Here is a 23,943-nt window from a genome sequence, read left to right as displayed (position 1 = left end):
AAAGAACATGAGTTGGCTAAAAGCCTCACTAAAAGAGCAAAGGCTTTCCCCTTCGGGAAATAAAAAACGCCGCGTCTTGCGCCGCGTGTTAACGCCTCAGCTCCAACGCATTCATCATACCACATAGGCATTGAAATTTCCACGTGGATTTTAAAAATTTATTTCCGTCTTCTGCCTCAACTCCTGTAATTTCAACGGCTTTAGAGCGTCGTAGACAATATAAATCGTTTCTTCCTCGTTTTTTAACCGTTCTTGCCGCGGATTTTTTGCCGCGGAGCAAAAAGCGCAAGTCGAAGCCCGCCGCGCGCCACGCATCCTCCCGGGCTACGTCGTTTTCCCGCTTTGCAAGGCTGTGCATTTTCCTTCCCCTGTTGTAAAATAGGCGTGAAGAAATAAATTACCTTAAAGGAGTCAATATGATCGCCGAAAAAATTATTATGGTGCGTCCCTCGGCCTTTCGCTTTAATGCGGAGACCGCGGCGGACAATGCCTATCAAGTGAACGACCGCAGTCTCTCCCTCGACGAGGTGCAGGCCCGGGCAGCGGAGGAATTTTCCGGCCTGGTAAATGCCTTGAGAGAAGCCGGCGTCGTGGTGGAGGTTTTGCAGGATAAAGGAGACGACACGCCGGATTCGATTTTCCCCAACAATACCTTCGTCACCTTTCCCGGAAAGCTTTTTATCTGTCCCATGTACAGCGCCAATCGAAAAAAGGAATTTCCCAAGCTGCGGCCCCAATACGACGCGCTCCTTGATCTGTCGCGGCTCGAGGTCCTGGACTTTTCCCATGAGCCCGCCGCCTTGGAGGGCACCGGCGCCATGGTCTTGGACCGCTTCCACGATATTTGCTACGCCGCCCTCTCCGCCCGCTGCGACGAAGAGCTGCTCATGCGCTTTTGCGACGCCTACGGCCTTGCGCCCGTTCCCTTCCGCGCCCGTCACCACGAGGCGGCGGTCTATCACACCAATGTGATCATGACTGTGGCGGAGCGCTTCGCCCTCATCGCCGAGGAGCTCATCGTGGAAGGAAAGGACGATGTCCTCGCCCGCCTGAAGGCCACGGGGAAGGAGATCATTCCCCTGAGCGCCGACGAGGTGGATCACTTCTGCGGCAATTGCTTGGAGCTGATTGGCCGTGAGCCGATTCTCGTCATGAGCGAGGAGGCCTACGAGCATTTGGCACCGGAAAAAATCGCGCGGATCGAAAAGCACGATAAGATCGTCCACGTGCCCCTTCCCGTGATCTCTCAATTAGGCGGCGGCAGCGCCCGCTGTATGATCGCAGAAAATTTCTGCTGAGAAAAACCCTCGCGGCTGTTATAGCGGCGAGGGCTTTTTTGCCCTCATACGAGCGAGGTATTTCATTAAAGTAAATAGGGGTCGTCTTCCGGATCGGAAAGAGTTTTCGGATCAGCTACGTTGGTGTCGCGGCCTTCCGGCGGCAGATCCTTTGCCGATTCCGGTTCCGCCGGTTTCGTGGGGACGTCCAAATCTTTATCCTTGGCCCGATCCTTTTCCCATTCTTCCCGGGACTTGGATTCGTTGGGCGCAAGATCCACATCCTTGATGTCGATGCCCATGGCCTCGGCCACGCCTTCGCCGTATGCGGGATCGGCGGCGTAGCAGTTGCGAATGTTGCGATGCTTGATTTGCATGGTGGAATCGCCCATGTTCCGCGCCGTGTTTTCAAAGAGCACCAGTTGTTGCTCCGGCGTCATGCGGTTAAAGAGCATGCCCGGTTGGGTGTAGTAGTCGTGGTCATCTTCCCGGTAATCGTAGCGGGCGGTTTCGCCGCCTTCGTCGTGGGGAATTTCAAGGGAAGGATCGTCTTTCCACGCGCCGTAGGAGTTGGGGCCGTAGTGCAGCTCCGAGCCCTTGTTGCCGTCTACGCGCATTTGACCGTCGCGGTGGAAGTCGTGGGGATGTTCTACGCCCAACGGTGAGTTCACGGGGATTTGATTATGGTTGACGCCCAGGCGGTAGCGCTGTGCGTCGGAATAGAAGAAGGTGCGGGCTTGAAGCATGCGGTCGGGCGATAGGGCCACACCGGGCACGATGTTTGCCGGGGAGAAGGCCACCTGTTCCACATCTTGGAAGTAGTTGTCCGCGTTTTTATTGAGGACATATTCGCCCACGGGAATCAAAGGATAGTCTTCCTTCAGCCACATTTTCGTCAGGTCGAAGGGATCCTGCGGATGGTTTTTCGCCTGCTCTTCGGTCATGACTTGAATGTACATCTTCCACTTCGGGTATTCGCCTTTTTCGATGGCTTCGTACAAGTCCCGCCCGGAGCTTTCCCGGTCCATACCGTTAACCGTTTCGGCTTCCTGATCCGTGTAGTTTTGAATGCCCTGTTGGGAACGGAAGTGGTATTTCACCCACACCCGCTCGCCGTCGGCATTGATCATGGAGTAGGTATGAGAGCCGAAGCCGTGCATAAAGCGGAAAGAGGAAGGAATGCCCCGGTCGCTGTTGATGATCGTGGTTTGAAGCAGCGACTCGGGCAGGGAGGTCCAGAAGTCCCAGTTGGTGTTGGGACTGCGCAAATGCGTTCTCGGGTCCCGCTTCACCGCGTGGTTTAAATCGATAAATTTCATGGGATCGCGGAAGAAAAAGACCGGGGTGTTGTTGCCGACGATGTCCCAGTTGCCGTCTTCCGTGTAAAAGCGCACCGCGAAGCCGCGAATGTCTCTTTCCGCATCGGCGGCGCCACGTTCGCCGGCGACGGTGGACATTCTGGAAAAGACCTTGGTCTTCTTGCCCACTTCGGAAAAGATTTTTGCCTTGGTGTATTTCGTAATATCGTGAGTGACGGTAAATTCGCCCCAGGCGCCCCAGCCCTTGGCGTGCATGCGCCGCTCGGGAATCACTTCCCGGTTAAAGTGGGCGTGTTTTTCAAAAAGCCACAAATCCTGAATGGACAAATGGCCGCGCTTGCCTGCGGTCAGTATGTCTTCGTTGTTATCCACTACCTGCCCGCCGGCCCGACGCATAGGCTCGTCTATGGCCGTGTCGTTTCTGCTGCTTAAATGCTCGCCTAATCCGTTTTTATCTCTCGGGTCCATGCTCATTGACTCCCTCCTTAAATATACAATATTACATTCTTTTTTATTTCATACCCCAACCGCTACGGACTATACGCAAACAAAACGAATTTTTCGCATAAAAAAACGAGGCGGGAATTTATCCTGCCTCGTTTCATTTTTAGCGCATGCGGTGTTTGTTGGTAATATAGTCCTTTACATTGATGACCTTGCCGTCGTCGAGATAGATGTAAAATTCCCAGCGGCTGATGATGCCGATGCCCACGCCCATAAGGGCCGCCACCGGTGCGATGACCGTCCAAATGGCGCCCAGGTTCATGGACACGTTTAAGATCACTTCGTCTTTTTCGTCCATGATGACGAGCTTGGTGGCATTGCCTTTTTCCCAGAAGTCCTTCACGGCGTCGATGACTTCTTCGCCGAAATTGGAAATGGTGTCGGAAATGTCTTCCGCTTTGGTCCTTGCGTCTTTAAAATCGAAGCCCTCTGCTTTTTCGTCTTCGGTTTTTTCCTCGCCCATTAACAGGCGAATGGCCTTGTCTACGTCGCCGTCGGCAGTCAAGAGTGCCTCACGCACGTCGCCGTAGCTTGCCCCGGTGACAGAGATCACGTAGTCGATTTTTTCCATGGTAATCATAAATTATTGCCTCCTTGATATCGGTGTTGTCTTCTTGTCTTCATTGTACCCGAAAGGACAGGGGAAAAAAGGACTCTGCGTCTTTGTTTTACCTTTCTTTACCAAAGGTTAGATTTATTAACCGAAAATTTTTCCGCAAAGGGTCTTCGCCGTGTCCGTGCCGGCCAGACCGCCGATGCCGGTTTCGCGCAGGGAGGCGGGCAGGGCGTCGCCCACTTCTTTCATGGCCTTGCAGACTTCGTCGAAAGGAATGATGCTGAAGGTGCCGGCCAGGGCCATGTCGGCGCTGACCCGGGCATTGGAAACTCCCGATGCGTTTCTGAAGGTGCAGGGGTATTGAACCAAGCCGCCTAAGGGGTCGCAGACCAGGCCCAAAATGTTAACGATGGCGATGGAGGCGGCATTTAAGCAAGTTTCCACATCGCCGCCGTAAAGCTCGGCGAGGGCCGCCGCCGCCATGGAAGAGGCCGCGCCGCATTCCGCCTGGCAGCCCCCTTCACTGCCGGCGAAGGTGCCGTAGCCGGCGATAAACTGGCCGATGCCGATGGCCGTCAAGAGGCCGCGGACCAAGTCGTCGTCTGTGGCGTTTAAGTCTTCCGCCGCCGTCACCAAGGCCGCCGGCACGATGCCGCAGCTGCCCGCCGTGGGCGCCGCCACGATGACTTCCATATTGGCATTGGATTCGAAGGTGGAAAAGGCGCGGGCCATGGCGCGCAGGGTCTTTTCGTCGGTGACGAATCTCTTCCCGCTCTTGGAATATTCCCAGGTCTTTTTGCCGAAGTCCTTGATTAAATCGTGTTTTAAATCGGTGCCCGATTCCAAGGTGCGGGTGGTGGATTCCTTCATTATGTTGAGCATGTGATGCAGCTCGTCTAAAATGGCCGCCTTCTTTTTTTCGTCGCCCTTGGATTCTTCCTCCAGGACGTAGTCCGAAATCTTCCAATTCTTTTCCCGGCATAAATCGATCAATGCCTTTGCCGTTTTAATCATGAGCGTTTCCTTTCATGGGTTCGATAATGTCCACGTATTTTGCAAATTCGAAGCGGGGATCCTCGAGGATCGGTTCCAGAATCGCCGGGTCCACGGAGTGGGTGATCTCCGTAACCAGGGTGACCGTTTCGTCGATTTTGTCCGTCACCATGGTTTCGATATTGTAGTCGTTGCTCGTTAAAATACTGGAAACCAGAGCGATGACCCCTTTTTGTTCCTGATATTGTAAAATAAGAGTAGGGTATTGATTCTTGAAAGAGACTTCGATGTCGTTAATGGCGACGATTAAAATATTGCCGCCGCCGATGGAAGAGCCGGTGACGGACAAATGGCCGCCGTTGTCGTAGAAGAAAATGATCTCTACGGAGTTCGGGTGCCGGTCCCCCAGATCCGTTTCCACGAATTCGTACTGAAGGCCCTTTTCTTCCGCGATTTTAAAGCTGTCCCTCAGCCGCTCGTCGTCGGGCATAATGCCCAGGACGCCGCCGACCAATGCCATGTCCGTGCCGTGACCCCGATAGGTCGATGCAAAGGAGCCGTGGAGATTAAAGCGCACCCTGTGAAAGGGGCTGTCTCCGCTAATGGCCAATGCGGCGTTTCCGATTTTACACGCGCCGGCCGTGTGAGAGCTGGAGGGCCCCACCATAATGGGACCCACCACGTCAAATGCCTTGTATTTTTTCATGATCCACCTCTGTTCGTTCTTGTTGCTCACCTATTGACGATTCTATTTTATCATAATTTCGTCCCCAGCCTTAGGAGGAAGTATGGCTACACTTACCATAAAAAACGTCCGCATATTGGATCCCGTCTTAAACAAAAACGAAACCGCCACAATTACCTTTTCCGTGGAGGACGATGATATCACCATCGACGGCGAAGGCCTCTACGCCTTTCCCTCCTTCGTCGACGTCCACGTTCACTTAAGGGATCCGGGCTTTACGGAAAAGGAAACCCTGGAGACCGGCGCGGCGGCGGCCCTTCACGGCGGCTTCGGCCACGTCGTCGCCATGGCCAATACGAAGCCCGTCATGTGCGGAGAGGCCATCGCCGATTTTTACCGACGGGCAAAGGCGCTGCCCCTTCACGCCTATACCGTGAGCGCCCTGACAAAAGATCTCAAGGGCAAAGAGCTCGTGGACATGAAAGAGGCGGCGCGGTTGGGTGCCGTGGGCTTTTCCGACGACGGCTTTCCCGTGGACAATGTGGCCCTCCTGAAAGAAGGGCTCGCCCGGGCAAAGGCACTGGATCTGCCCATCAGCCTTCACGAGGAGGACCCGGCCTATGTAAAAACCCCCGGCGTGGACAGCCGCGTGGCCCCGGCCTTCGGCTTAAAGGGCGCCGAGGCCATGGCGGAGATCAGCCTCTCCGCCCGGGATCTGTCCCTGGCCCACTACATGGGGGCGAAGCTGGACATTCAGCACATCTCCTGCGCCCTTACCGCCCGACTGGTGGCGGCCTTTGCTGCATCGGGGGCGAAGGTGCTGGGTGAGATCACGCCTCATCACCTGACCATGACTGCCGAGGATGTAAAGGTCCACGGCAGCTTGGCGAAAATGAATCCGCCCCTGCGCACCGCCGAGGACGCCGCGGGCCTCGCCGAATTCATCGGCCACGAAAACTTCTGCATCGCCACGGATCACGCACCCCACACGCCGGAGGAAAAGAGCCGGCCCCTGAAAGAGGCCCCCTCGGGCATTACGGGCATGGAGACCGCCTTCCTCCTCCTCTACACAGAGCTGGTGCTGAAGGAGAAATGCCGGCTGGAAGATCTCGTCTGTGCCATGACGAAAATCCCGGCGGATTTCTACAAGCTCCCTCACCAAGGCGTGGCGGGGGGAGAATTCGTCCTCTTCGATCCCCAAGGCGAAACCGAGGTGGACGACGCCTTCTTCCGCGGCAAGAGCCACAACTCTCCCCTACTGGGAGAAAAGTTCAAGGGAAAGATTAAAGGCATCTGCGTCAAGGGACGGTACCACGAGTTTTAAAAAGCTTTGATTTATAGATGAATTGGCACTTCAACCGCACACCCTTAACTAAGCAAACCTGCCGCTACAGGCAAAGGAAACTTTTCATGAATATCTACTTCGACCAAAAATTGGCTGACAATTATAGAAGCAAATCTCAGATTGCACGCATACTAACCGAGTCATGGGCATTAAATAATATCTATTGCCCCCGATGTGGCCATGATAAAATTCTTCATTTCCCGAACAATTCTGCCGTGGCTGATTTCTACTGCCCTTCATGCAACAGCGAATATGAATTGAAAAGCAAAAAAGGCTCCTTTGGTAAAAAAATCCCCGACGGGGCATATGATACCTTTCTTCAGAGGATCACGAGTCAAAACAATCCCGATTTTTTTATTCTCACCTACAATGAAAATGCAATGTGCGTGGAAAATCTATGGGTTGTTCCGAAACATTTCTTCGTTCCTTCAATCGTCGAGAAGCGAAAGCCCTTGTCTTCCACGTCGAGAAGGGCCGGCTGGACAGGCTGCAACATTCTGTTTGGCGAAATTCCTCTTCAGGGCCAAATCAGCATGATAAAAAATCGATCACCCATTGAAAAAGATTCAGTCGTCATGCAAATGGAGCAATCGACACGCCTGAATGCCGGTAATTTAAATACACGTTCCTGGCTTTTTGATGTGTTAAACTGCGTCAACCAAATTCAAGGGTCGATCTTTACCCTTCATGATGTGTATGCCTTTGATGAGGTCCTATCACAAAGGCATCCTCAGAATAGCCATGTCCGAGCCAAAATACGTCAACAGTTGCAATTTCTTCGCGATAAAGGGTTTCTTGAATTTATCGACCGAGGCGTCTACAGAAAAACAGATGCCGCAACATCTCCGGTCATCAATTTACATCCATGATCTTCAGAAGAATAAGGTTTTTTGAAAACATACTAAAACCCCTCCATCGGCTTCAAAGCCAAAATGGAGGGGTCTTTCTTATTCTTAATGAAAGGAAATATGCCTATCCAAGATCACCCTTTTAATGTTTACCTCTTCATATCATCCTTAAGAATCCTATGCATGATACGAAGACTGTTTTCTTTATCCGCCAATGGTCACTGTACGGTTCGTTGAATCCCAAGTAATTTCCGGGCCATGCTCAAATAGTTTGTTTACATTGGACAGAGGTATAAAGACTCTTCCGTGAAGCGTCTCGGCGGGACTGTCCAGCGCAATTTTATCACCATTGGATGCAATCGCCACTTGGCTTCCTTGTTCAATTAAAACCGTGCGATCGCCCTTTTTTAATACGACCATTCTGCTGCTTGCATTGTAATCGACCTGAATCCCGAGGCTTTCACCCACATACCGCAGCGGAAGCATGGTTCGATTGTTTTTAATATAGGGCGCCACGTCCATTTTGAACGTACGCTCCCCGGCCCCCTCGAAGACTTTGAATTCCTTTTGTCCGATAGTGAACACGTACTTTTCAAAGAGTTTCTTTTGCTTCTTTGCGCTCTCATGTTTTTTTGCCGGCGATTCGACCACAGGAGACGACAGGACGTATCGGTAGCCGGCGGAATTTTTATTTGAATCTTTTTTCTCTGCCGAGCGATTTTTTAGGGCCGTCAATTCCTTTTTCAGGGCCTCCATTTTTGCCTTATCCTTGGCTATAAGCTTTTCCATTTCTTTTAGTTTTTCTTTTAACAGCTTATTCTCTTTTATTAAGGCGAGGTGTTCGCTTTTCTCCTGCTCTTTTTGTTTATCCAATAGCGTATCCGGATGAATGAAGACATGCCATGCTATTTTATTCTTCTGTGGCGTATTGGCATAAAAGTCATCCACCACTTCCAAGCCCAGCATTTCGGGTTGCTTAGCGTAAGAATACTTTCCATTCCCGCGGTCGATCAGTCGTTTCGACACCAGTCCATAGGACTTGCCTTTCTCGTCTTTTAATAAAATGGCGAATACCTCATCCGAGGGATACAGATGAATCTCTTGATCCTCGTGGGGAAATACTTTTGAAACTTCGTGAAATACATCCTTTAAAGGGGAAAAATCGGTGATACGATTTTTTGATAAGGCAAGGTAGGACAGATTTCGCAGGTCTTTTAAATCTTCCACGGAAGTGATTTCATTCGCCTTTAAGCTCAGACTATGCAATTTTCCTTTCCCTCGCAGAGGCGCGAGGTTTTGTATCAAGTTATCGTCCAAACTCAGCACTTGAAGTTGATCTAGCTTCTTTAACGCGTCAATGGACCCAATGTTGTTGTGGCTCAGATCCAAAGTCTTTAATTTCGTAAGGTTTTCAAATGGTTTGAGGTAACCCACATTACACTCCGCCAGAGATAAATCTTCCAAGTCTGAAAGAGAGGCTATGGCGGAAAAATCTTGGATGTTTTTGTTCGAATCAAGATTTAATAAACGAAGCTTTGTTAACGCCGCCAAAGGACGAATTTCCTTTAGGTTGTTTTGAAATAGCTTAAGGCTTTCCAAATTCGTGGCGGTTTCAAGTCCCGTTACATCTTCGATTTCATTATTGTTCACAATCGTTAAGCTTTTAAACAAGGCCATCTCGTCTTCATAGATAAAGGTCTCGTTTGGCTTTTTCACATAATTTGGATTGCTGAGAATGACCTCCTTGGCATCTCGCACCGATGGATCCTTTAAAATAGTCAAAATCTCTCGCTCTAAAGCAGGGCTGGCAAAATGAACTTTCGTCTTCAAAGGATCATTGCCCATGTCCGACGCATCGATGTCTACCACCCAAGTGGGCTGTGTCTTAAACCCATCTGAAAAAATACGGAGACGGGTATTTTCCGGGGCGTCCTTAAAACGATAGTTACCATTCGACTCCTTGACCAGTTTATCGGTCCCAGACACATTCATATCACTCAAATCGTACAATTTTCCCTTCTCATCTAATAAATTGAGGGGAAAGTTCGCCGTATTCGGTTTAAGCGTAATTGTCTGATTGTACCCGAAAAATCCGTCCTTTTCTTTAAAAGTCTTGTCCTTTAATCCGGAAAAGTCTTTAATGTGGTTGCCGTACAGATAAAGCTTCTTCAGCTTTTCATTTTTCTTTGCCATATCGGCAATGGGGCCGATGTCTTCGATCTGATTGTTTTCCAATCGCAGCACTTCCAGACGTGTCAAATTGCTCAATGGGCGCACATCCTCGATGCGATTATTGCCAAGCCACAGATGCTCCAAATGAGTCAAATCTTTTAATGGCGTCAAATCGTGAATGACGGATTTCCTGAAGATTTTTAAGGTTCTTAATTCCGTCATATACTCCATGCCGCTTAAATCTTCTACTGCCTCATCGCTGCGAAAATGCGTAAACATCGCCAGCTCCGACTTATAAATAACCGTTTCACTAGGATCCTTGACATAGTCCGGATCGGTTAGTTTTATATTGCCCATCTTTCTATGCATCTCATTTTTGCTTTTTAGTGATGCCATAATTTGCTTTTTCAAATAGGGATCTTTGATCGTCACGGCTTCACGAGCAAACACGTTTTTAGACGAGAAGCACAATACGCAAAGCATCAGAACGAGTGTTAAGACTCTCTTCATATACATCTCCTTATTTATTTTGGGTTTCAATTTTCTTACACATTAGTTCTCCATCACCTTTCGATGCCCGAACGGAAGGCAACGTTTACTGGTGATTGAAATTAAGATCGGCCTTTTCCGATTATTTTAATGCGTCTTGAATGGCCGCTTTCGCCGCTTTGGAGGTGTAGGTCGCGCCGGATACCATATCGGCTCTCGTTATCGCCGCCGCCTCCTCTTTCGTCTTGCCTACATAAACAGATAAGCCATTCCTATTTATAAATCTCTGATGTCTTCTACGGTCTTGACCAACTCTTGGTTTTGTTCCGTTATCTTCGGCGGAAACAATCCTTCCGTCTTTCATCGTTACTTTTACTAAAAAATCGTACCTCCTGTAAGCGACAGCTCCTTTGCCCGTAAATACTCCGTTTAATTTCGCGTCCGCTCCGGGCTGATCTTCTTCCTTCTTTGCCGTATACATAAAACCCGTATCTCCGTAGCCGTAGGTCTTGACCACAATCTTGTAGGTCTTGCCTTCTTCGAAAACCGGCTTCGGTTGTCGCCCCGCCGTAACGGATTTGTTTACGGTTCCATCGTTATTGAATAAGGGATTTTCGGCGTAATTGCTCTTGGTGCCGTGATGCCCCACCGGCTCGATTTCAACCGCTTTAGGTACCTCTTGACCGTCCCGTCCTTTGATCATCACGGGCTTGTCTTTCGTCGTATCCCATTCGATGACTTCAATTTCTTCGATATTTTGTTGGAAGTTGGCAAACTCATTACCGGGTACGTTCAGCTTGTCATGCTCATAGCTGATGTTTGCGCCTTTCTCAATAACGAAGTAGGGATACTTCGGCGTTGCACCATGACCCGATTCGAAATCCGGTGAACGGTAGTTGTTATTTTCATCCACAATGTTCACGTAGTATTTCCCTGCGGGGGTATTACCATCTTTCAAGAGAAGATCAAAGCCATCGCCTTCAGCCTTCCAACTATAGGCCGCGGCATCCAGCAGCTTTTCGCCATTGTAAATGCCTTGATTGACGCTCAGAAGTTGAACCTTGAAGCCGTTGGGCAATTGATTTTTAAAGTGAATCTTCAAACCTTCATTGGTCTTGATCGGCGCCTCTGCAACCAACACTTGGTCTTTTTCTAAGAATTTTTTGCCCGCTTTTTTATCCAAGGCATTAAGCACGGCTTGCTTTAGGGCCTTGCCCGATTCCGTGGCACCTGAGACGGCGTCAGCTTCGCCGCTTTTCATTTGCATGGCTTCGACGCCGGCGCGGTCTTTGCCCACAAATTTTTTGTAAACATCTGCCGACAGTAAGTCAAAGAACTTTTTATTCTTTTTATTAAAAAATTCTTGGTTTGTACCCGGTGCCAAACCTTTAGTCGCTGTGTTATCGTCTTCCACCGAGGCAATCTTCCCGTCTTTATCCAAGGTGACTTTTACGCGCACATTGTAGAAGGGCGGATGGACAAAAGGTGCAACCAGCGGGTATTGTTGTTGGTCCACATTGGCGTCGCCATAAAGGACGGTATCTTTTTGTTCCGGCGTTGAATCTTGGGACGGCGTAATCATTCCGATGCTCCCCGGCGATTTTTCCGTGTCTTCTTTTTTCTCTTTCACCACTTCTTTTTCAAGTGGCTCTTGCTTTTCAACGGCCATGTAAATGATTTGGGCAAATTCTTCCCGCGTAATATTCGCTTTAGGACGCAGATTCACGCCGTCACCTGTCACAATTTTTTCTTCAATTAAGCGATTCACGGCCTTCTTTGCCCATGCCGATACATCTTTTCCGTCGTTATAATCAGCCAAGTGGTCCGCTGTCGTTTTGTCGCCGAGAACGCGGTCCAAAATCGTAAAGGCCTCTTCCCTCGTAATGGATGCGTTAGGCGCCATTTCTATTTCGCTGCGCCCATATATAAAGCCCGCCTTTACCGCCTTGGCGATGTCGTTATAGAACCATTCGTCGGCTTGCACGTCACTGAACCTCGAAATGTCCGCTACTTCCGTCGTTCCTTTCACCCGATTCATAATCGCCGCCATTTGCGCCCTCGTTAAGGGCGACTGCGGAGCAATATGTAAGCTGTCAACGCCTTTTAAATAATCTTTCTCCAGACAATAATTCAGTGCCTTATAAGACCATTCACTCTCTTTCGGCATATCCTGAAAACTTGCCGCAAAACCGGTCGATTGTGCGGCTACACATAAAGCCAGTGCCGTCACAATGGCCGGCGTTTTCTTTTTATTCATCGCTTCCTCCTTACCAAGTAATAAAAAATTGTATGGCAACTTTGCTAAATGATTATATCTCTCATTTATTATTTTGACAACGGATATCATTTACTTCTTGGAAAGATTTTCTCGATCTCTTTGTGAGTTGTGCGCAAATAAAAACCCACGACGTTCATCGTGGGTTTCTTGGCGTTCTGAAATCAATGCAGACGCGGTATTTACTTTTAATAATTTTCCGGTTTGGCTTCCACTACCATGTCTTCCGGCTTGGCGGCATCCCCATAGGTGGGGGCCAAGGTGTCTTCAAATGCTTTGGTGAAGAATTTTTCGCCGTAAAGCTTTTCGATGATTCCGTTGACGCAGTCCAGCAATTCTTTGTTGCCTTTTTTCACTGCCGGCGCGATGTAATCCACATCGCCCAGGGCCTTAATACCCACGTCGTAGCCGTCGTTTTCCAGAGCCCATGCCAATACTTCCGTGTTGTCCGTGCTCATGGCATCGCCACGGCCGTCCAAGAGGGCGCTGTAGGCTTCGGCGTATTGGTCGTATTTTTGAAGCTTGATTTCCGGATGCTTTTCCGTGAAGTAGGTTTCCGCCGTGGTGCCTTTGGAAATGATCAGGGTCTTGTCTTTCAGTTGGGATACGTCGGTGATCGCGCCCTTTGGGGACACGACGCCCAAAGACACTTTCATATAGGGCAGGGCGAAGTCCACTTGCTCTTTGCGCTCGTCGGTGACGGTGAAGTTGGCGAGGAGGAGGTCGATTTTATTGGCGTTTAAATATTCCACACGGCTCGCCGCTTCCACGGGGACGTATTTGACCTTCACGCCCAGTTCTTCCGCGATGCGATTGCCCAGGGCGATGTCGTAGCCTTGGAACTCGCCTTTTTCGTCCATGTAGCCAAAGGGCTTTTTGTCGCCGAAGACGCCGATGGTGATTTCGCCGGATTTTTTAATGTCCTCCACGGTGCGTACGCCGGCCTTGTCTGCGGCAGGGGCGCCCTCTTCTTCCACGCCGCCGCAAGCGACGAGGCCCAATGCCATGACGGCGACGATTAGTGCGGTGAGTAGTTTTTTCATTTTGTCCTCCTTAATTGTAGTGCAGTCCTTCTAAAAATTGACGACTTCGTTCGGTCTTCGGGTGCTCGAAGAAAGTTTCCGGGTCGGTATCTTCCACGATGCGCCCCTCTTCTATAAACAAAATGCGATTGGCGACTTTTCTCGCAAATTCCATTTCGTGAGTGACGATGAGCATGGTCTTGCCTTCCTTGGCCAGCTCGCCGACGAGGGCCAGCACCTCCTGCACCATTTCGGGATCCAGGGCGGCGGTTACCTCGTCGAAGAGAAAGAGCTCCGGGTCCATGAGCATGGCCCGCAGAATGGCCACCCGCTGTTGCTGGCCGCCGGAGAGATTTTTCGGATAGCTGTCGGCCTTGTCTTTTAAGCCCACCCTATCCAACAGGGCCAGGGCTCTTTTTTCGGCCTCGGCTTTGTCTTCGCCCTTGGCCTTCACCGGCCCCAGGGTTAAATTATCCAGCACCTTCATGTGGCCGAAGAGCTCGTAGGATTGAAAGACCATGCCGATTTTCTTGCGGACGTCGGGCATGTCTTTTTCCCTCTTCACCACGCTTTCTCCCCTAAGGAGAATGTCGCCGCCCTGAATTTTTTCCAGGCCGTTAATGCAGCGGAGCAAGGTGCTTTTGCCGCAGCCCGAAGGCCCCAGCACCGCCACCACATCTCCCGTTTCCACGTCCATGGAAAAGCCGTCGAAGATGGGGTCGCCGTCGTAGGCTTTCACCATGTCCTTTACTTCGAGTATAGCCATTATGCCTCCTTCCATTTCTTTTCTAAATGCCCCGCCCATTTGGACAGAGGGTAGCAGACCAAAAAGTATAAGATTAAAATGACGAGATAGATCCACAGGGCCGCCGAGGCGAATTCCAGCCTGACGGCTTCCACGATTTGCTGCCCGGTCTTAATCACTTCCACCACGCCGATAAGGGCGATGAGGGAGGTGGTCTTGATCATGCGGGTCACCAGATTCATGGCCTGGGGAATGAGCCGGCGCAGGGCTTGGGGCAGCACCACATAGCCCATGGTCTGAAGCCGGGTGAGGCCGATGGATGCGGCGGCCTCGTATTGATGCTTCGGGATGGAGGAGATGGCGCCGCGCACCAAGTCTCCCATTTCCGCCGTGCCCCACATGGTAAAGACGATGATGGCGGCGTTGAAGCCGGAGATGTGGATCCCCAGTGCCCGGGCCATGCCGAAGTAGACGATAAAGAGGAGCACCAGTTGGGGCATGAGGCGCATAAATTCCAAATAGATCTTTGAAAGGATTTTGATGATGGGGGATTTTTTCGTCATGATCCAGCCGAAGATCAGACCGAAGAAGACGGAGAGGGCCACGGACAGAAGGGACACCCGCAAGGTGACGGACAGGCCCTTCAGCAGCCGGGCCATGGTGTGGGGATTAAGCAATAGCGCTCGTGCCGATGCCACGTCTCAGCCTCCTTTCCAGTAAAGAGAAGATGACGGCTATGGGGACCAAAATCACCAGATAGCTCACCACCAATAAAAACAATGCCTCGTCGGTTTCGTAGTAGAGGCCGATTAAATCCTTCGCCACGTACATAAGATCCGCCAGTGCCACGGCGCTGAAGACGGAGGTTTCTTTCATAAGAAAGATCGTATTGGCGCCGATGGAGGGAATGGCCATGGCCAAGGCTTGAGGCAGGACCACGTAGCGTATGCGCTGGCTTTTCGTGAGACCGATGGCCATGGCCGCTTCGATTTGGCTCAGGTCCACCGCCTCGATCCCGGAGCGAAAGGACTCGGCCATGTAACTCGCGCCGAGAAAAATCAAGCCGATGATGGCGCAGGCATGAGACGAGAGGACGATGCCCACCTTGGGCAGGCCGAAGTAGAGAAAAAATAATTGAATCAATAAAGGCGTGTTTCTCGACACTTCGATATAGGCTTTGGCGATGCCGTTGAGCAGGGGAATTTTTTCCACGCGGATAAAGGCAATGACCAGTCCCGCGAGGACGGAGCCCAAAACGCCTAAGAGGCCGATGGATAATGTGAGCTTGGCCGCCTCGATGTATTGCGGCAGCATGGCCACGAGAAAATCCCGGTTCATAACAACTCCTTTCAGACAAATAAAAAAGCGAGCCGAAGCCCGCTTCAAAGATGCCTATGGAAAATAACAGCCGGAAAAAGCTATGGTTCTTCCCAAAACATCTGCGCAGGCAAATAACCCGTACAACAACAGGTACAGGTGCAAGCACATTTGCAGATGGTTTGGATTTGCTTAACCATAATTTCTCCTCTGAATTTTTTCACATCATACCACGGCACAGTGGCCTTGTCAAACTAATTTACTCTGAATTAACTAGGCCTCGTTTAACAAACCCGCCAGGACCTTGATGGCGCCGTCGATTTCGTCCTTCGTCGTGTTGTAATCGGTGACGAAGCGCACGGGCACCGTGCCTTCTTCCTTCGGGCCCATAATATCGAATTGGCCGTGCTTTTCAAGCTCCTCGGCCGCGGCCTTGGGCAGGCGAATAAAGAGCTGATTGCTCTCGGGGGGATAGATAAATTCCACGCCGAGCCAGGTGAGCTCCCGAGCCAGATAGCTCGCCGCCCGATTGGCGGCCCGTCCGTTTTCGAAGAAGAGATCGTCGGTAAACAGGGCCTCGTACTGGGCGCCCAGAGTAAAGCCCTTGGCCATTAAGAGTGCCCGCTGCTTTTGGAAATAGATAAATTCCCGCGCCAGGTCTTCGTTTTTAAAGACCAGGGCTTCGCCGAAGAGGGCGCCGTTTTTCGTGCCGCCGACGGTAAACATGTCGGCGTAGTCCATGTATTCGGAGAGCTTCACGTCGTTAAATTCACTGGTAAGGGCGCTGGCCATGCGGGCGCCGTCGATATAGACGGGAAGCCGGTGCTTGTCCGCCACCTTGCGAATGGCGGCGAGCTCCTCTTTACGATAGACCAGCCCCGTTTCCGTGGTGTTGGAAAGATAGATGATGCCGGGCAGGACATTGTGGAAATCGCCGAAAGAGGAAAGAAATTCGTCCAGCGCCTCGGCGTCGTATTTGCCGGCCTCGGTTTTGACGGAAACCACTTTGTGGCCGGCGGCTTCAATGGCGCCCACCTCGTGTTCCACCACATGTCCCGTGTCGGCACTGACGATGGCTTCGTGGGGCCGCAGATGAAAGGTGAGAGCCAGCACATTGGCGGCCGTGCCGCCGTGAACGAAGTGCACGGGATAGTCGCCTCCCGCGGCGTCCCGAATCAATTGCGCGGCCCGCTCCGTGTGGGCGTCGAAGCCGTAGCCGGCGTTTCCCTCCCCGTCGGTGGCGGCCAAAGCCTTTAGTACATTCGGATGGCATAAATCGTGGTAATCGTTTCTGAAATTAAACATAGGCACCCCTTTTCCATTGTCTTTTCTTTTTCGTCATTATATCATAGGTGGGAAAGGAGGGAGTCCATGAAGACGAACCGACACGGCGCCGATCTCTACGCCTTGGAAAAAAAATACCACTACCGTCCCGAAGACATACGGGACTTTTCATCGAATATCAATCCTCTGGGCCCCTCGCCTAAGGCCATGGAGGCGGCGGCGAAAAATATCGGCGCCCTGTGCCGCTACCCCGATCCCGAATACCGGAAGCTAAAAGCCGCCATCGCCGAGTACCTGAAGGTGCCCCACGGCTCCGTTCTCCTGGGCTGCGGCACGTCTCAGCTGATACAGGCGGCCATCGACTACTTAAAGCCCGCCCGGGCCCTCATCAACAGCCCCTGCTACAGCGAATACGAGCGGGAGCTGGAAAAAATCGGGGCGGCTGTCGCCGAATACCAGCTGGATTACCACAAAAACTTCGCCATCGACGTAGACGACATCGTGGAGCGGATCAATGAAGAGGGCATAGGCCTTTACGTCCTTACCAATCCCAACAATCCCACGGGCTCCATTTTGACCCGGGCCGATGTGGCGCGGATCTTGGACGAAACCGATGCCTATGTGCTGGTAGATGAAACCTATATCGAATTTACGGACCCGGCCATTTACTCCGCCGTGCCCCTGGTAGGCTCGCGGAAAAAGCTTATCGTCATTCGGGGCACGAGCAAATTTTTCGCCACGCCGGGGATTCGATTAGGCTACGCCCTCACGGAAGACGAGAAGCTTTCCGAGGCCCTCGCCGGAGAGCTGTCCATCTGGGGCATCAACAGCATGGCCGACGTTATGGGGCGGGTCATGTTTAACGACGCCGCCTACAGAGACGAAAGCTTTCGATTGATTCAGCGGGAGAAGGAAAAAGTGATTACGGCTCTGGAGACCATTCCCGCCTTAAAAATCTTTCCCTCCTACGGGAATTTCGTCCTGGTGAAAATCAAAGACCGCAGCCACTCGGCGGCGGAGCTCCGCGAAGCCCTTCTGGCACAGAAAATGGTGATACGGGACTGCGCCGGCTTTAAAAATTTAGACGAGCGCTTCTTCCGCTTCTGCCTCTTGGACGCCGAATCCAACGACGCATTGATCCGCGCCGTGAAGGATTTTTTTGAAAAAGACTAGGGCGAAAATGGCTTGATTTCGCCATTGCAACTGCAGGTTGCGAAAATTCCAAGAGGTCTGTATGGTATGCTACCGGCAAAAGGCCTATTCTTTTCTTAGAAAACAATGCTGAAAAAGAAAAGGAGCGCATCATGTTATTCTCTGAAAAACTCGTCTATCTGCGAAAAAAATCCGGCCTCACGCAGGAAGCCTTGGCCGAAGCCCTGGGCGTATCCCGCCAGTCCATATCGAAATGGGAAGGCGCCGGCGCCATGCCCGAAATGGCGAAGATCATCGAAATCAGCAAATACTTTCACGTGTCCACGGATTTCCTGCTCTTGGATTCCATGACCACGGCCGATGAGGTGACCGACCTTTCTACGGAAGAGACACTCTCCTCGGTGACCTTGGAAGATGCCGACGCCTACATGAACCACCTCGTCGCCCGGGCGCCGAGAGTCGCCCTCGCCGTGAGCCTCTTCATCCTCTCCGCCCTGCCCGTGGTCTTGAGCGGCATTAAGGACACGGACGGCGCCTACGTCCTGGGCACCATCGGCACCCTCGCCGTCGTGGCGGCCGGCGTCTTTCTTTTGGTCGGCGGCGAAAAAACGCCGGAAGATTTCCGACGCTTTGACGATCCCATCGACACGGCCTACGGCGTCGACGGTGCCATGAAGAAGCGAAGAGACGACTACGCTCCCCTGCACCGACGCAATCTGGGCGCGGGGATCGTGCTCTGTATTCTCTCCGCCGCTCCCTTGCTCATCTCCTCCGCTACAAACGACGACGGTCGCATCGCCGTGGGCCTCGCCGCGACTCTGTGTATCGTGGCCTTCGGCGTCTATCTTATCGTGCGCACCGCCGTCATAGAGGAAGGCTTCGAAAAAATTTTGGAGCAGGGCGGCTTTACTCGCCGCAAGAAAATCGCCCGGCGACGCTACTCCCCCGCGGCTCGGGCCTATTACCTCCTGATCCTTATGATTTACCTGGGCGCGTCGTTTTACACCGGAAAGTGGCAATACACGTGGATTATTTGGCCCGCCGCCCTCTTCATCAAATTCATCGCCGCAAGCCTGGCGGAGTCGCGGGATTTGTCTCGGGAAGAATAGACGCCTATCCTATGAAAAGCACAAAAAAAGACCTGTCGTGGAGTTTTCCACACAGGTCTTTTCTTTATTCGATGTGTTCCGTGGCATCCACGGTCTTTAATACTTCCGCGAGGGCGGCCTTCGATTGTTCGTATTGTTGTTTTAGATTTTCGTCTTCGACATTTTTCATGCCGGTGACTTCGGCGTAGGTAAAGATCAAGTAGCCGCCGGGCACGGGGCTTAACAGAAGCATGGGGCCCTTGGCTTCCGTGGGATCCGTCACTTTAACCATGGTGCCGATAAGACCCACGTGGTCGGTTTTTCTGTAATTGGCTTTGTCGTAGAAGCGGATTTCGCTGCGGTCGTCTTCGGTGACGAAATAGTTTTTGTATTTTTCGGGAATCACGAAGGAAAAACCGTCCTTCGCCGTCATGCGTTCTTCGCCGCCAAAGGCCATTTCTTCCGTGTAATCACCCAGGCATGCCACACTCTTGTCTTCATCCCATGTGACCTTCATGCCGAAGCCTTCCGATACGTAACGCAGGGGCAGGTAAACTTCTCCGTCTTTTTCAAAGGGCGCTACATCCATGGCAAATTTCGCCGCATCGGCGCGGTATTCTTTTTCTCCCGTTGCCATGGTGATGGTGCGGTCTTTGTCCTTAATGGCGATGGTCTTGCCGTCGACGGTAATGTCGAAGCCATCTTTTTTCAACAGGTTCACCGACGCAAAGGTGCGGTTGTCCTGAATAAAGGAAGCTCCCGATTCAAGGGCTTTTCCCTTTAAGAAACAGTGTAGGCCTGCTCCGGACCCTTCGGCAAATACCGCGGTCGGGATCATGACGAGAGCCAACAGGAAGACGGATAATTTTTTCATGACTGCCTCCTTATGCCAAAATTTTTGGCGTCGATCGCTTCGCTCACCTGCGAATCGATCTGTGTTTTACGATCAATTCGAGCATACTCTCCCTTCAACGGAAAAACAAGGCTTTTCGAGAAAAAGAAATGTGAATTTTCCCTCACAAAAAAACGAAAGGGCTTCCCCTTCCGTTTCTCCTTTATTTTTCCAGACGCCGGCGCAAATCTTCCAGCTTTTTTTTGTTTTCCTCGTCCATAGCCAGGGCGTTGCCTTTTTTCGTGCGAATGCGATTGGCTTCCTTTCGCGTCACGGTTTTGGAGCGGTTCACCAGCATTTCCAGCTCTCTGGAACTGATGCGCTTGCCGCCTCTCGCCAGGATGATCTGCTGCTCCACAAAGTCGCTGGTGGCCACGGTCACATCCCGCACCCTGCCCATGGCGGCGATTTCGCTTTCGATGTAGCGGTCGGCGGTGACGGTTTCTTTCGTAAAGACCACGTCCATATGGGCCTTTTTTTCCACGGTGCCGCCGTGGCCCTTCACCCGATAGGCGTCGAAGACGAGGATGATGTAGAGGTGCTCCGTGGCGGCATATTCCTCCAATATGTCCACCAAGAGCTCCCGCGCCTCTTCCAGGTGCTCGTCCACGAGGCCTTCGAAATCGGCCCAGGAGTTGATGATATTGTAGCCGTCGACGAAGAGGTAGCGTCCTCCTCGCCTATAGACTCTTTGCCTTGCCATGCCTTTGCCTTTGAATGTCGTAGAGGAAGATCGACGCCGCCACGGAGGCGTTCAGGGAATCGAAGCCGCCTTCCATGGGAATGGAGAGGAGGCTGTCCACGTGTTCCTTGGTCTTTTGCGCCATGCCCTTGCCTTCGTTGCCGATGACGATGGCGACGGGCCCGGTGAGATCCGCCTCGTAAAGGGGAGCCTGCCCCCCGTCGGCGCCGTAGACCCAAATGTTTTTCGCCTTTAAATCGTCGATGGTGCGGTTCATATTGGTGACCTTGGCCACGATCATGTGATCCACCGCCCCGGCGGAGGTCTTATAGACGGTGCCGTTCACGGCGGCGGCCCGATGCTTGGGGATGACGACGCCGTGAGCGCCCATGGCGTAGGCGGAGCGAATAATGGCGCCGAGATTGTGGGGATCTTCGATGCCGTCTAAGAGCACGATCAGGGGATCCTCACTTTTTTCTTCCGCCAGGGCCAGCATGTCTTCCACGCTGCCGTAGGTGAAGTCGGAAATAAATGCCACGACGCCCTGATGGTTTTGGCCGCCCGTCATTTCGTCCAGGCGGGATTTTTCCCGCTCCTGAATGTAGATGCCCAGTTCCTTGGCCCGGCCGCGAATTTTTTTCATGGAGCCGTCTTTGGCACCCTTTTGAATGTAAACTTTATCGGGCATTTTGTCCAAGGCTTCCAAGACCGGGTTTCTGCCGTAGATCATGGTCGTTTCCATAGTTCCTCCTTGTAAAAGGCGCGGACTTCCTTTATTTTGCCGCAGGTCATGGCGCCTTCCGGGCAGGGGCCCGTGACGCAGGCGGGGCCCGCCTGTCTGAAGACCTCAGGCGCCACGGCGATGACTTCTTTTAACATGGCGAGGGCCATGTCGCGAATTTCCCACTGAGCCCGCTCGCAGAGGCGCATGGTGAAAAAGTGCATGAGGCTGCGGGCGTTCATGGTCACGACGATTTTCGTCTCGCATGCGTTGGGAAGGACGTAGCGAGCATCCTCGATGGCGCGCTTTTCCGCCATGCGGGCGGCTTTCTTCTCGTCCATACCCTGATCCGTAAGCTCGTTCACATAGCCCGCCTTCAGCTCGTCGGCCAACTCTTCATAGGCCTTGGCGGCATCCTCCATGCTTTGAATAAAGCGGGCCTTGGCGGCTTCATCTTTTTCAATGGCCTTGGGGATGATGTACTCGAACTGATCCAGGCGCACGTAGCGTTGGGATTGTTGAGAGTAGCTGGCCAGGCGGTGGCGCACCAGTTGATGGGTCAAGACCCGGCTCACCCCTTCCACGGCAAAGGTGAAGCTGATGTGTTCCATAGGCGATTCGTGGCCCATGTCGGCGAGCATGGCGACGAAGCGGCCGACTTCCGCCTCGTCCAATTTCTCTTCGATGGCCTCCACGCCCACCGGCGAGTAGCAAAGCTTGGCCGCCTTGGCGATGGTAGCCGCCCCATCCGGGGTGTATGCGATGAGTTTAACCTTCATTCTCCCAAATCCTCTCAATCTCGTTAAAATACTCCAACAGCCGCGCCGTGTTTCCCGAGCCGTAGAGGTAGCCGATTAAACACTCCAGCCCCGTGGCCTTGCGGTAATCGACCATGGAGGCGTTTTTCGCCATGGTCTTCGGGTGGGCGTTGCGCCCGCGGCGAAAGACGGCGGCTTCTTCTTCCGTAAAAAAATCCGTTAAGCTGTCGGCAAGGGCCGATTGCGCCGAGGCCTTGGCCCGCTTCGCCGAGGCCCGGTGCAGGCGGGCCACCTTTTCGTTTCGGTGCAAAATCCGGCTTCTGACGAAAAGCTCGTAAACGCAATCCCCTATGTATGCAAGAACGAGGGGATTTTGCCCCCTCGCCTCGGCTTCCGTCCACTGGGGCGCGGAAAAATATCCTCTTAAATCCTCTTCCACAGAGTGCCCTCTCTCGTGTCTTCGATGGCGATGCCTTTTTCGAAGAGTTCGTCGCGAATGGCATCGGCCCGGGCGAAATCCTTGTTGGCGCGAGCGGCCTTGCGCTCTTCAAGCAAGGCTTCGATGGCGCTGTCTTCGTCGCCTTCTTCCCGGCGATAGAGAATGCCCAATACGCCTGCCAGCTCCATAAAGGTGTCGTAGGCCTTTTGCAGGCTGTCCTTCTTCGGCCCCTTGGCGATAAAGGAATTAATGTCCCGAGCCAGGGTAAAGAGAGCGCCGGTGGCACGGGCGGTGTTTAAGTCGTCGTCCATGGCGTCCATAAATTCCGCCCTTTCGCCGTCCACGGCGGCGTCGAAATCGGCGTCGCTGCCGGCTTCCAGCTCGCCCTTTAAGAGCTGCTCCATGTGGTCTCTGACGCCGTAGAGGCGATCCAGGCCCGCCTTGGTTTGCTCCATGGCGTCGTAGGAGTAGTTAATGGGGCTGCGGTAGTGGGCGCTTAAAAGGAAGAAGCGCAGCACTTCCAGATCGAATACATTGGCCACTTCACGCACCGTAAAGAAATTGCCCAAGGACTTGCTCATCTTCGTGCCGTCCACGGTGATCATGCCGTTGTGGAGCCAGTAATTGGCAAAGGTCTTGCCCGTCAGGGTTTCCGATTGGGCGATTTCGTTTTCGTGGTGAGGGAACTGTAAATCCTCGCCGCCGGAGTGGATGTCGATGGTGTCGCCCAGCAGGGTTTTTGCCATGACGGAGCATTCCAGGTGCCAGCCGGGACGGCCGTCGCCCCAGGGGCTGTGCCAGAAGGGTTCCCCTTCCTTCTTGCCCTTCCACAAGGCGAAGTCGCCGGGATTTTTCTTGGCGCTGTTCACTTCGATGCGGGCGCCGCTTTGGAGCTCGTCGATGTTTTTACCGGAAAGCTTGCCGTAGTCCTTGGCCTTGGTAATGTCGAAGTACACGTCGCCGTCCGCCGGATAGGCCGCGCCCTTTTCCACCAGGCCCTCCACAAATTTCAACATGGGCTCGATAAATTCCGTGGCCCGTGGATTGGTGGTCTTGTAGGTGTACAGGTTCAGCCCGTTGGCGTCTTGCATAAATTCGCCGATGTAGCGCTCGGCAATGGCGGAGACGGTAGTGTCTTCGTCCTTGGCGCGATTAATGAGCTTGTCGTCGATGTCCGTAAAGTTCACGACGAAATCCACGTCGTAGCCCTTGTAAATAAAGTAGCGGCGCAAGGTGTCGAAGACCACCAAGGGACGGGCATTTCCCACGTGAATGAAATTGTAGACCGTAGGTCCGCAATTATACATGCGCACCTTCTTGTCGTCGATTGGCTTGAATTCCTCTTTTTGCCTCGTCATGGAATTAAATAATTTCACGATT

23 protein-coding genes are annotated in these 23,943 nt (G+C 52.4%); 5 read left to right on the top strand and 18 right to left on the bottom strand.

The window, feature by feature from the left end:
* Positions 1 to 88 precede the first annotated feature (88 nt).
* Positions 89 to 358 carry a hypothetical protein gene (locus BQ7397_RS02680; RefSeq protein ID WP_077074644.1) on the bottom strand — a complete coding sequence of 90 codons (270 nt, stop codon included), beginning with the start codon at positions 356 to 358 and terminating at the stop codon, positions 89 to 91.
* A 58-nt stretch (positions 359 to 416) separates the two neighbouring features.
* On the opposite strand from BQ7397_RS02680, the gene BQ7397_RS02675 reads away from it, so the two are divergent.
* Positions 417 to 1,298: an arginine deiminase-related protein gene (locus tag BQ7397_RS02675; RefSeq protein WP_077074643.1), complete on the top strand. Its 882-nt coding sequence runs from the start codon at positions 417 to 419 to the stop codon at positions 1,296 to 1,298.
* Between the two features lie 65 nt (positions 1,299 to 1,363).
* Here the strand turns inward: BQ7397_RS02675 and BQ7397_RS02670 are convergent, their stop codons facing one another.
* The 4 genes from BQ7397_RS02670 to sdaAB all read right to left on the bottom strand — a co-directional run bounded on the left by BQ7397_RS02670 (position 1,364) and on the right by sdaAB (position 5,355).
* Positions 1,364 to 3,070 (bottom strand): catalase, encoded by a 1,707-nt coding sequence (locus tag BQ7397_RS02670; RefSeq protein WP_077074642.1) that lies wholly within the window; start codon positions 3,068 to 3,070, stop codon positions 1,364 to 1,366.
* Between the two features lie 133 nt (positions 3,071 to 3,203).
* Positions 3,204 to 3,680, bottom strand: a complete 477-nt coding sequence (locus BQ7397_RS02665) for a DUF4342 domain-containing protein (RefSeq protein ID WP_077074641.1) — start codon at positions 3,678 to 3,680, stop codon at positions 3,204 to 3,206.
* A gap of 117 nt (positions 3,681 to 3,797) precedes the next feature.
* A complete protein-coding gene (sdaAA, locus tag BQ7397_RS02660; protein WP_077074640.1) occupies positions 3,798 to 4,670 on the bottom strand; it encodes an L-serine ammonia-lyase, iron-sulfur-dependent, subunit alpha in 873 nt (290 codons plus the stop codon).
* Complete coding sequence (gene sdaAB / locus BQ7397_RS02655; RefSeq protein WP_077074639.1) at positions 4,663 to 5,355, bottom strand: L-serine ammonia-lyase, iron-sulfur-dependent subunit beta; 693 nt, start codon at positions 5,353 to 5,355, stop codon at positions 4,663 to 4,665. The genes sdaAA and sdaAB overlap by 8 nt, the downstream gene beginning before the upstream one ends.
* A gap of 82 nt (positions 5,356 to 5,437) precedes the next feature.
* On the opposite strand from sdaAB, the gene BQ7397_RS02650 reads away from it, so the two are divergent.
* Positions 5,438 to 6,658, top strand: coding sequence for a dihydroorotase (locus BQ7397_RS02650; protein ID WP_077074638.1), 1,221 nt, complete (start codon positions 5,438 to 5,440; stop codon positions 6,656 to 6,658).
* An 86-nt stretch (positions 6,659 to 6,744) separates the two neighbouring features.
* On the top strand, positions 6,745 to 7,548 hold the full coding sequence (locus BQ7397_RS02645; RefSeq protein WP_077074637.1) for a DpnI domain-containing protein: 804 nt from the start codon (positions 6,745 to 6,747) through the stop codon (positions 7,546 to 7,548).
* A 183-nt stretch (positions 7,549 to 7,731) separates the two neighbouring features.
* Here the strand turns inward: BQ7397_RS02645 and BQ7397_RS02640 are convergent, their stop codons facing one another.
* From BQ7397_RS02640 to BQ7397_RS02610, 7 genes are all read right to left on the bottom strand, one after another.
* Entirely contained in the window at positions 7,732 to 10,209 is a 2,478-nt protein-coding gene (locus tag BQ7397_RS02640; RefSeq protein ID WP_077074636.1) for a leucine-rich repeat domain-containing protein, read from the bottom strand.
* 121 nt (positions 10,210 to 10,330) lie between these two features.
* Positions 10,331 to 12,445: an S-layer homology domain-containing protein gene (locus tag BQ7397_RS02635; RefSeq protein WP_077074635.1), complete on the bottom strand. Its 2,115-nt coding sequence runs from the start codon at positions 12,443 to 12,445 to the stop codon at positions 10,331 to 10,333.
* A gap of 206 nt (positions 12,446 to 12,651) precedes the next feature.
* Positions 12,652 to 13,506, bottom strand: coding sequence for a cysteine ABC transporter substrate-binding protein (locus BQ7397_RS02630; protein WP_077074634.1), 855 nt, complete (start codon positions 13,504 to 13,506; stop codon positions 12,652 to 12,654).
* Between the two features lie 10 nt (positions 13,507 to 13,516).
* Positions 13,517 to 14,251: an amino acid ABC transporter ATP-binding protein gene (locus BQ7397_RS02625; RefSeq protein ID WP_077074633.1), complete on the bottom strand. Its 735-nt coding sequence runs from the start codon at positions 14,249 to 14,251 to the stop codon at positions 13,517 to 13,519.
* Entirely contained in the window at positions 14,251 to 14,928 is a 678-nt protein-coding gene (locus BQ7397_RS02620; protein ID WP_234970559.1) for an amino acid ABC transporter permease, read from the bottom strand. Before BQ7397_RS02620 ends, BQ7397_RS02625 begins: the two co-directional genes overlap by 1 nt.
* Positions 14,900 to 15,568, bottom strand: a complete 669-nt coding sequence (locus tag BQ7397_RS02615; protein ID WP_077074632.1) for an amino acid ABC transporter permease — start codon at positions 15,566 to 15,568, stop codon at positions 14,900 to 14,902. The genes BQ7397_RS02620 and BQ7397_RS02615 overlap by 29 nt, the downstream gene beginning before the upstream one ends.
* A gap of 252 nt (positions 15,569 to 15,820) precedes the next feature.
* Positions 15,821 to 16,852 (bottom strand): threonine aldolase family protein, encoded by a 1,032-nt coding sequence (locus BQ7397_RS02610; RefSeq protein ID WP_077074631.1) that lies wholly within the window; start codon positions 16,850 to 16,852, stop codon positions 15,821 to 15,823.
* Between the two features lie 66 nt (positions 16,853 to 16,918).
* Between BQ7397_RS02610 and BQ7397_RS02605 the strand changes: the two genes are divergently transcribed.
* A complete protein-coding gene (locus BQ7397_RS02605; protein WP_077074630.1) occupies positions 16,919 to 18,004 on the top strand; it encodes a pyridoxal phosphate-dependent aminotransferase in 1,086 nt (361 codons plus the stop codon).
* A gap of 131 nt (positions 18,005 to 18,135) precedes the next feature.
* Positions 18,136 to 19,092, top strand: coding sequence for a helix-turn-helix domain-containing protein (locus BQ7397_RS02600; protein WP_077074629.1), 957 nt, complete (start codon positions 18,136 to 18,138; stop codon positions 19,090 to 19,092).
* Positions 19,093 to 19,156: 64 nt separating this feature from the next.
* Here the strand turns inward: BQ7397_RS02600 and BQ7397_RS02595 are convergent, their stop codons facing one another.
* The 6 genes from BQ7397_RS02595 to cysS form a co-directional block, all read right to left on the bottom strand.
* Entirely contained in the window at positions 19,157 to 19,945 is a 789-nt protein-coding gene (locus BQ7397_RS02595; protein WP_077074628.1) for a copper amine oxidase N-terminal domain-containing protein, read from the bottom strand.
* A gap of 181 nt (positions 19,946 to 20,126) precedes the next feature.
* Complete coding sequence (locus tag BQ7397_RS02590; protein ID WP_077074627.1) at positions 20,127 to 20,666, bottom strand: NYN domain-containing protein; 540 nt, start codon at positions 20,664 to 20,666, stop codon at positions 20,127 to 20,129.
* Positions 20,644 to 21,387, bottom strand: a complete 744-nt coding sequence (gene rlmB, locus BQ7397_RS02585; RefSeq protein WP_077074626.1) for a 23S rRNA (guanosine(2251)-2'-O)-methyltransferase RlmB — start codon at positions 21,385 to 21,387, stop codon at positions 20,644 to 20,646. The genes BQ7397_RS02590 and rlmB overlap by 23 nt, the downstream gene beginning before the upstream one ends.
* Positions 21,372 to 22,145: an FAD-dependent thymidylate synthase gene (gene thyX / locus BQ7397_RS02580; RefSeq protein ID WP_077074625.1), complete on the bottom strand. Its 774-nt coding sequence runs from the start codon at positions 22,143 to 22,145 to the stop codon at positions 21,372 to 21,374. The genes rlmB and thyX overlap by 16 nt, the downstream gene beginning before the upstream one ends.
* On the bottom strand, positions 22,135 to 22,563 hold the full coding sequence (locus tag BQ7397_RS02575; RefSeq protein WP_077074624.1) for a Mini-ribonuclease 3: 429 nt from the start codon (positions 22,561 to 22,563) through the stop codon (positions 22,135 to 22,137). Before BQ7397_RS02575 ends, thyX begins: the two co-directional genes overlap by 11 nt.
* Positions 22,548 to 23,939: a cysteine--tRNA ligase gene (cysS, locus tag BQ7397_RS02570; protein WP_077074623.1), complete on the bottom strand. Its 1,392-nt coding sequence runs from the start codon at positions 23,937 to 23,939 to the stop codon at positions 22,548 to 22,550. The genes BQ7397_RS02575 and cysS overlap by 16 nt, the downstream gene beginning before the upstream one ends.
* Positions 23,940 to 23,943: the final 4 nt, after the last annotated feature.

Origin of the sequence: Aedoeadaptatus urinae, from assembly GCF_900155585.1 — a bacterium.
Classification (GTDB): Bacteria; Bacillota; Clostridia; order Tissierellales; family Peptoniphilaceae; genus Aedoeadaptatus; species Aedoeadaptatus urinae.
This window is presented reverse-complemented; position numbering and strand designations above follow the sequence as displayed.

Excerpts from the sequence above, each read along its gene's own strand:
- BQ7397_RS02680 (WP_077074644.1), bottom strand. The coding sequence starts at position 358 with ATGCACAGCCTTGCAAAGCGGGAAAACGACGTAGCCCGGGAGGATGCG.
- BQ7397_RS02675 (WP_077074643.1), top strand. The coding sequence starts at position 417 with ATGATCGCCGAAAAAATTATTATGGTGCGTCCCTCGGCCTTTCGCTTT.
- BQ7397_RS02670 (WP_077074642.1), bottom strand. The coding sequence starts at position 3,070 with ATGAGCATGGACCCGAGAGATAAAAACGGATTAGGCGAGCATTTAAGC.
- BQ7397_RS02665 (WP_077074641.1), bottom strand. The coding sequence starts at position 3,680 with ATGATTACCATGGAAAAAATCGACTACGTGATCTCTGTCACCGGGGCA.
- sdaAA (WP_077074640.1), bottom strand. The coding sequence starts at position 4,670 with ATGATTAAAACGGCAAAGGCATTGATCGATTTATGCCGGGAAAAGAAT.
- sdaAB (WP_077074639.1), bottom strand. The coding sequence starts at position 5,355 with ATGAAAAAATACAAGGCATTTGACGTGGTGGGTCCCATTATGGTGGGG.
- BQ7397_RS02650 (WP_077074638.1), top strand. The coding sequence starts at position 5,438 with ATGGCTACACTTACCATAAAAAACGTCCGCATATTGGATCCCGTCTTA.
- BQ7397_RS02645 (WP_077074637.1), top strand. The coding sequence starts at position 6,745 with ATGAATATCTACTTCGACCAAAAATTGGCTGACAATTATAGAAGCAAA.
- BQ7397_RS02640 (WP_077074636.1), bottom strand. The coding sequence starts at position 10,209 with ATGAAGAGAGTCTTAACACTCGTTCTGATGCTTTGCGTATTGTGCTTC.
- BQ7397_RS02635 (WP_077074635.1), bottom strand. The coding sequence starts at position 12,445 with ATGAATAAAAAGAAAACGCCGGCCATTGTGACGGCACTGGCTTTATGT.
- BQ7397_RS02630 (WP_077074634.1), bottom strand. The coding sequence starts at position 13,506 with ATGAAAAAACTACTCACCGCACTAATCGTCGCCGTCATGGCATTGGGC.
- BQ7397_RS02625 (WP_077074633.1), bottom strand. The coding sequence starts at position 14,251 with ATGGCTATACTCGAAGTAAAGGACATGGTGAAAGCCTACGACGGCGAC.
- BQ7397_RS02615 (WP_077074632.1), bottom strand. The coding sequence starts at position 15,568 with ATGAACCGGGATTTTCTCGTGGCCATGCTGCCGCAATACATCGAGGCG.
- BQ7397_RS02610 (WP_077074631.1), bottom strand. The coding sequence starts at position 16,852 with ATGTTTAATTTCAGAAACGATTACCACGATTTATGCCATCCGAATGTA.
- BQ7397_RS02605 (WP_077074630.1), top strand. The coding sequence starts at position 16,919 with ATGAAGACGAACCGACACGGCGCCGATCTCTACGCCTTGGAAAAAAAA.
- BQ7397_RS02600 (WP_077074629.1), top strand. The coding sequence starts at position 18,136 with ATGTTATTCTCTGAAAAACTCGTCTATCTGCGAAAAAAATCCGGCCTC.
- BQ7397_RS02595 (WP_077074628.1), bottom strand. The coding sequence starts at position 19,945 with ATGAAAAAATTATCCGTCTTCCTGTTGGCTCTCGTCATGATCCCGACC.
- BQ7397_RS02590 (WP_077074627.1), bottom strand. The coding sequence starts at position 20,666 with ATGGCAAGGCAAAGAGTCTATAGGCGAGGAGGACGCTACCTCTTCGTC.
- rlmB (WP_077074626.1), bottom strand. The coding sequence starts at position 21,387 with ATGGAAACGACCATGATCTACGGCAGAAACCCGGTCTTGGAAGCCTTG.
- thyX (WP_077074625.1), bottom strand. The coding sequence starts at position 22,145 with ATGAAGGTTAAACTCATCGCATACACCCCGGATGGGGCGGCTACCATC.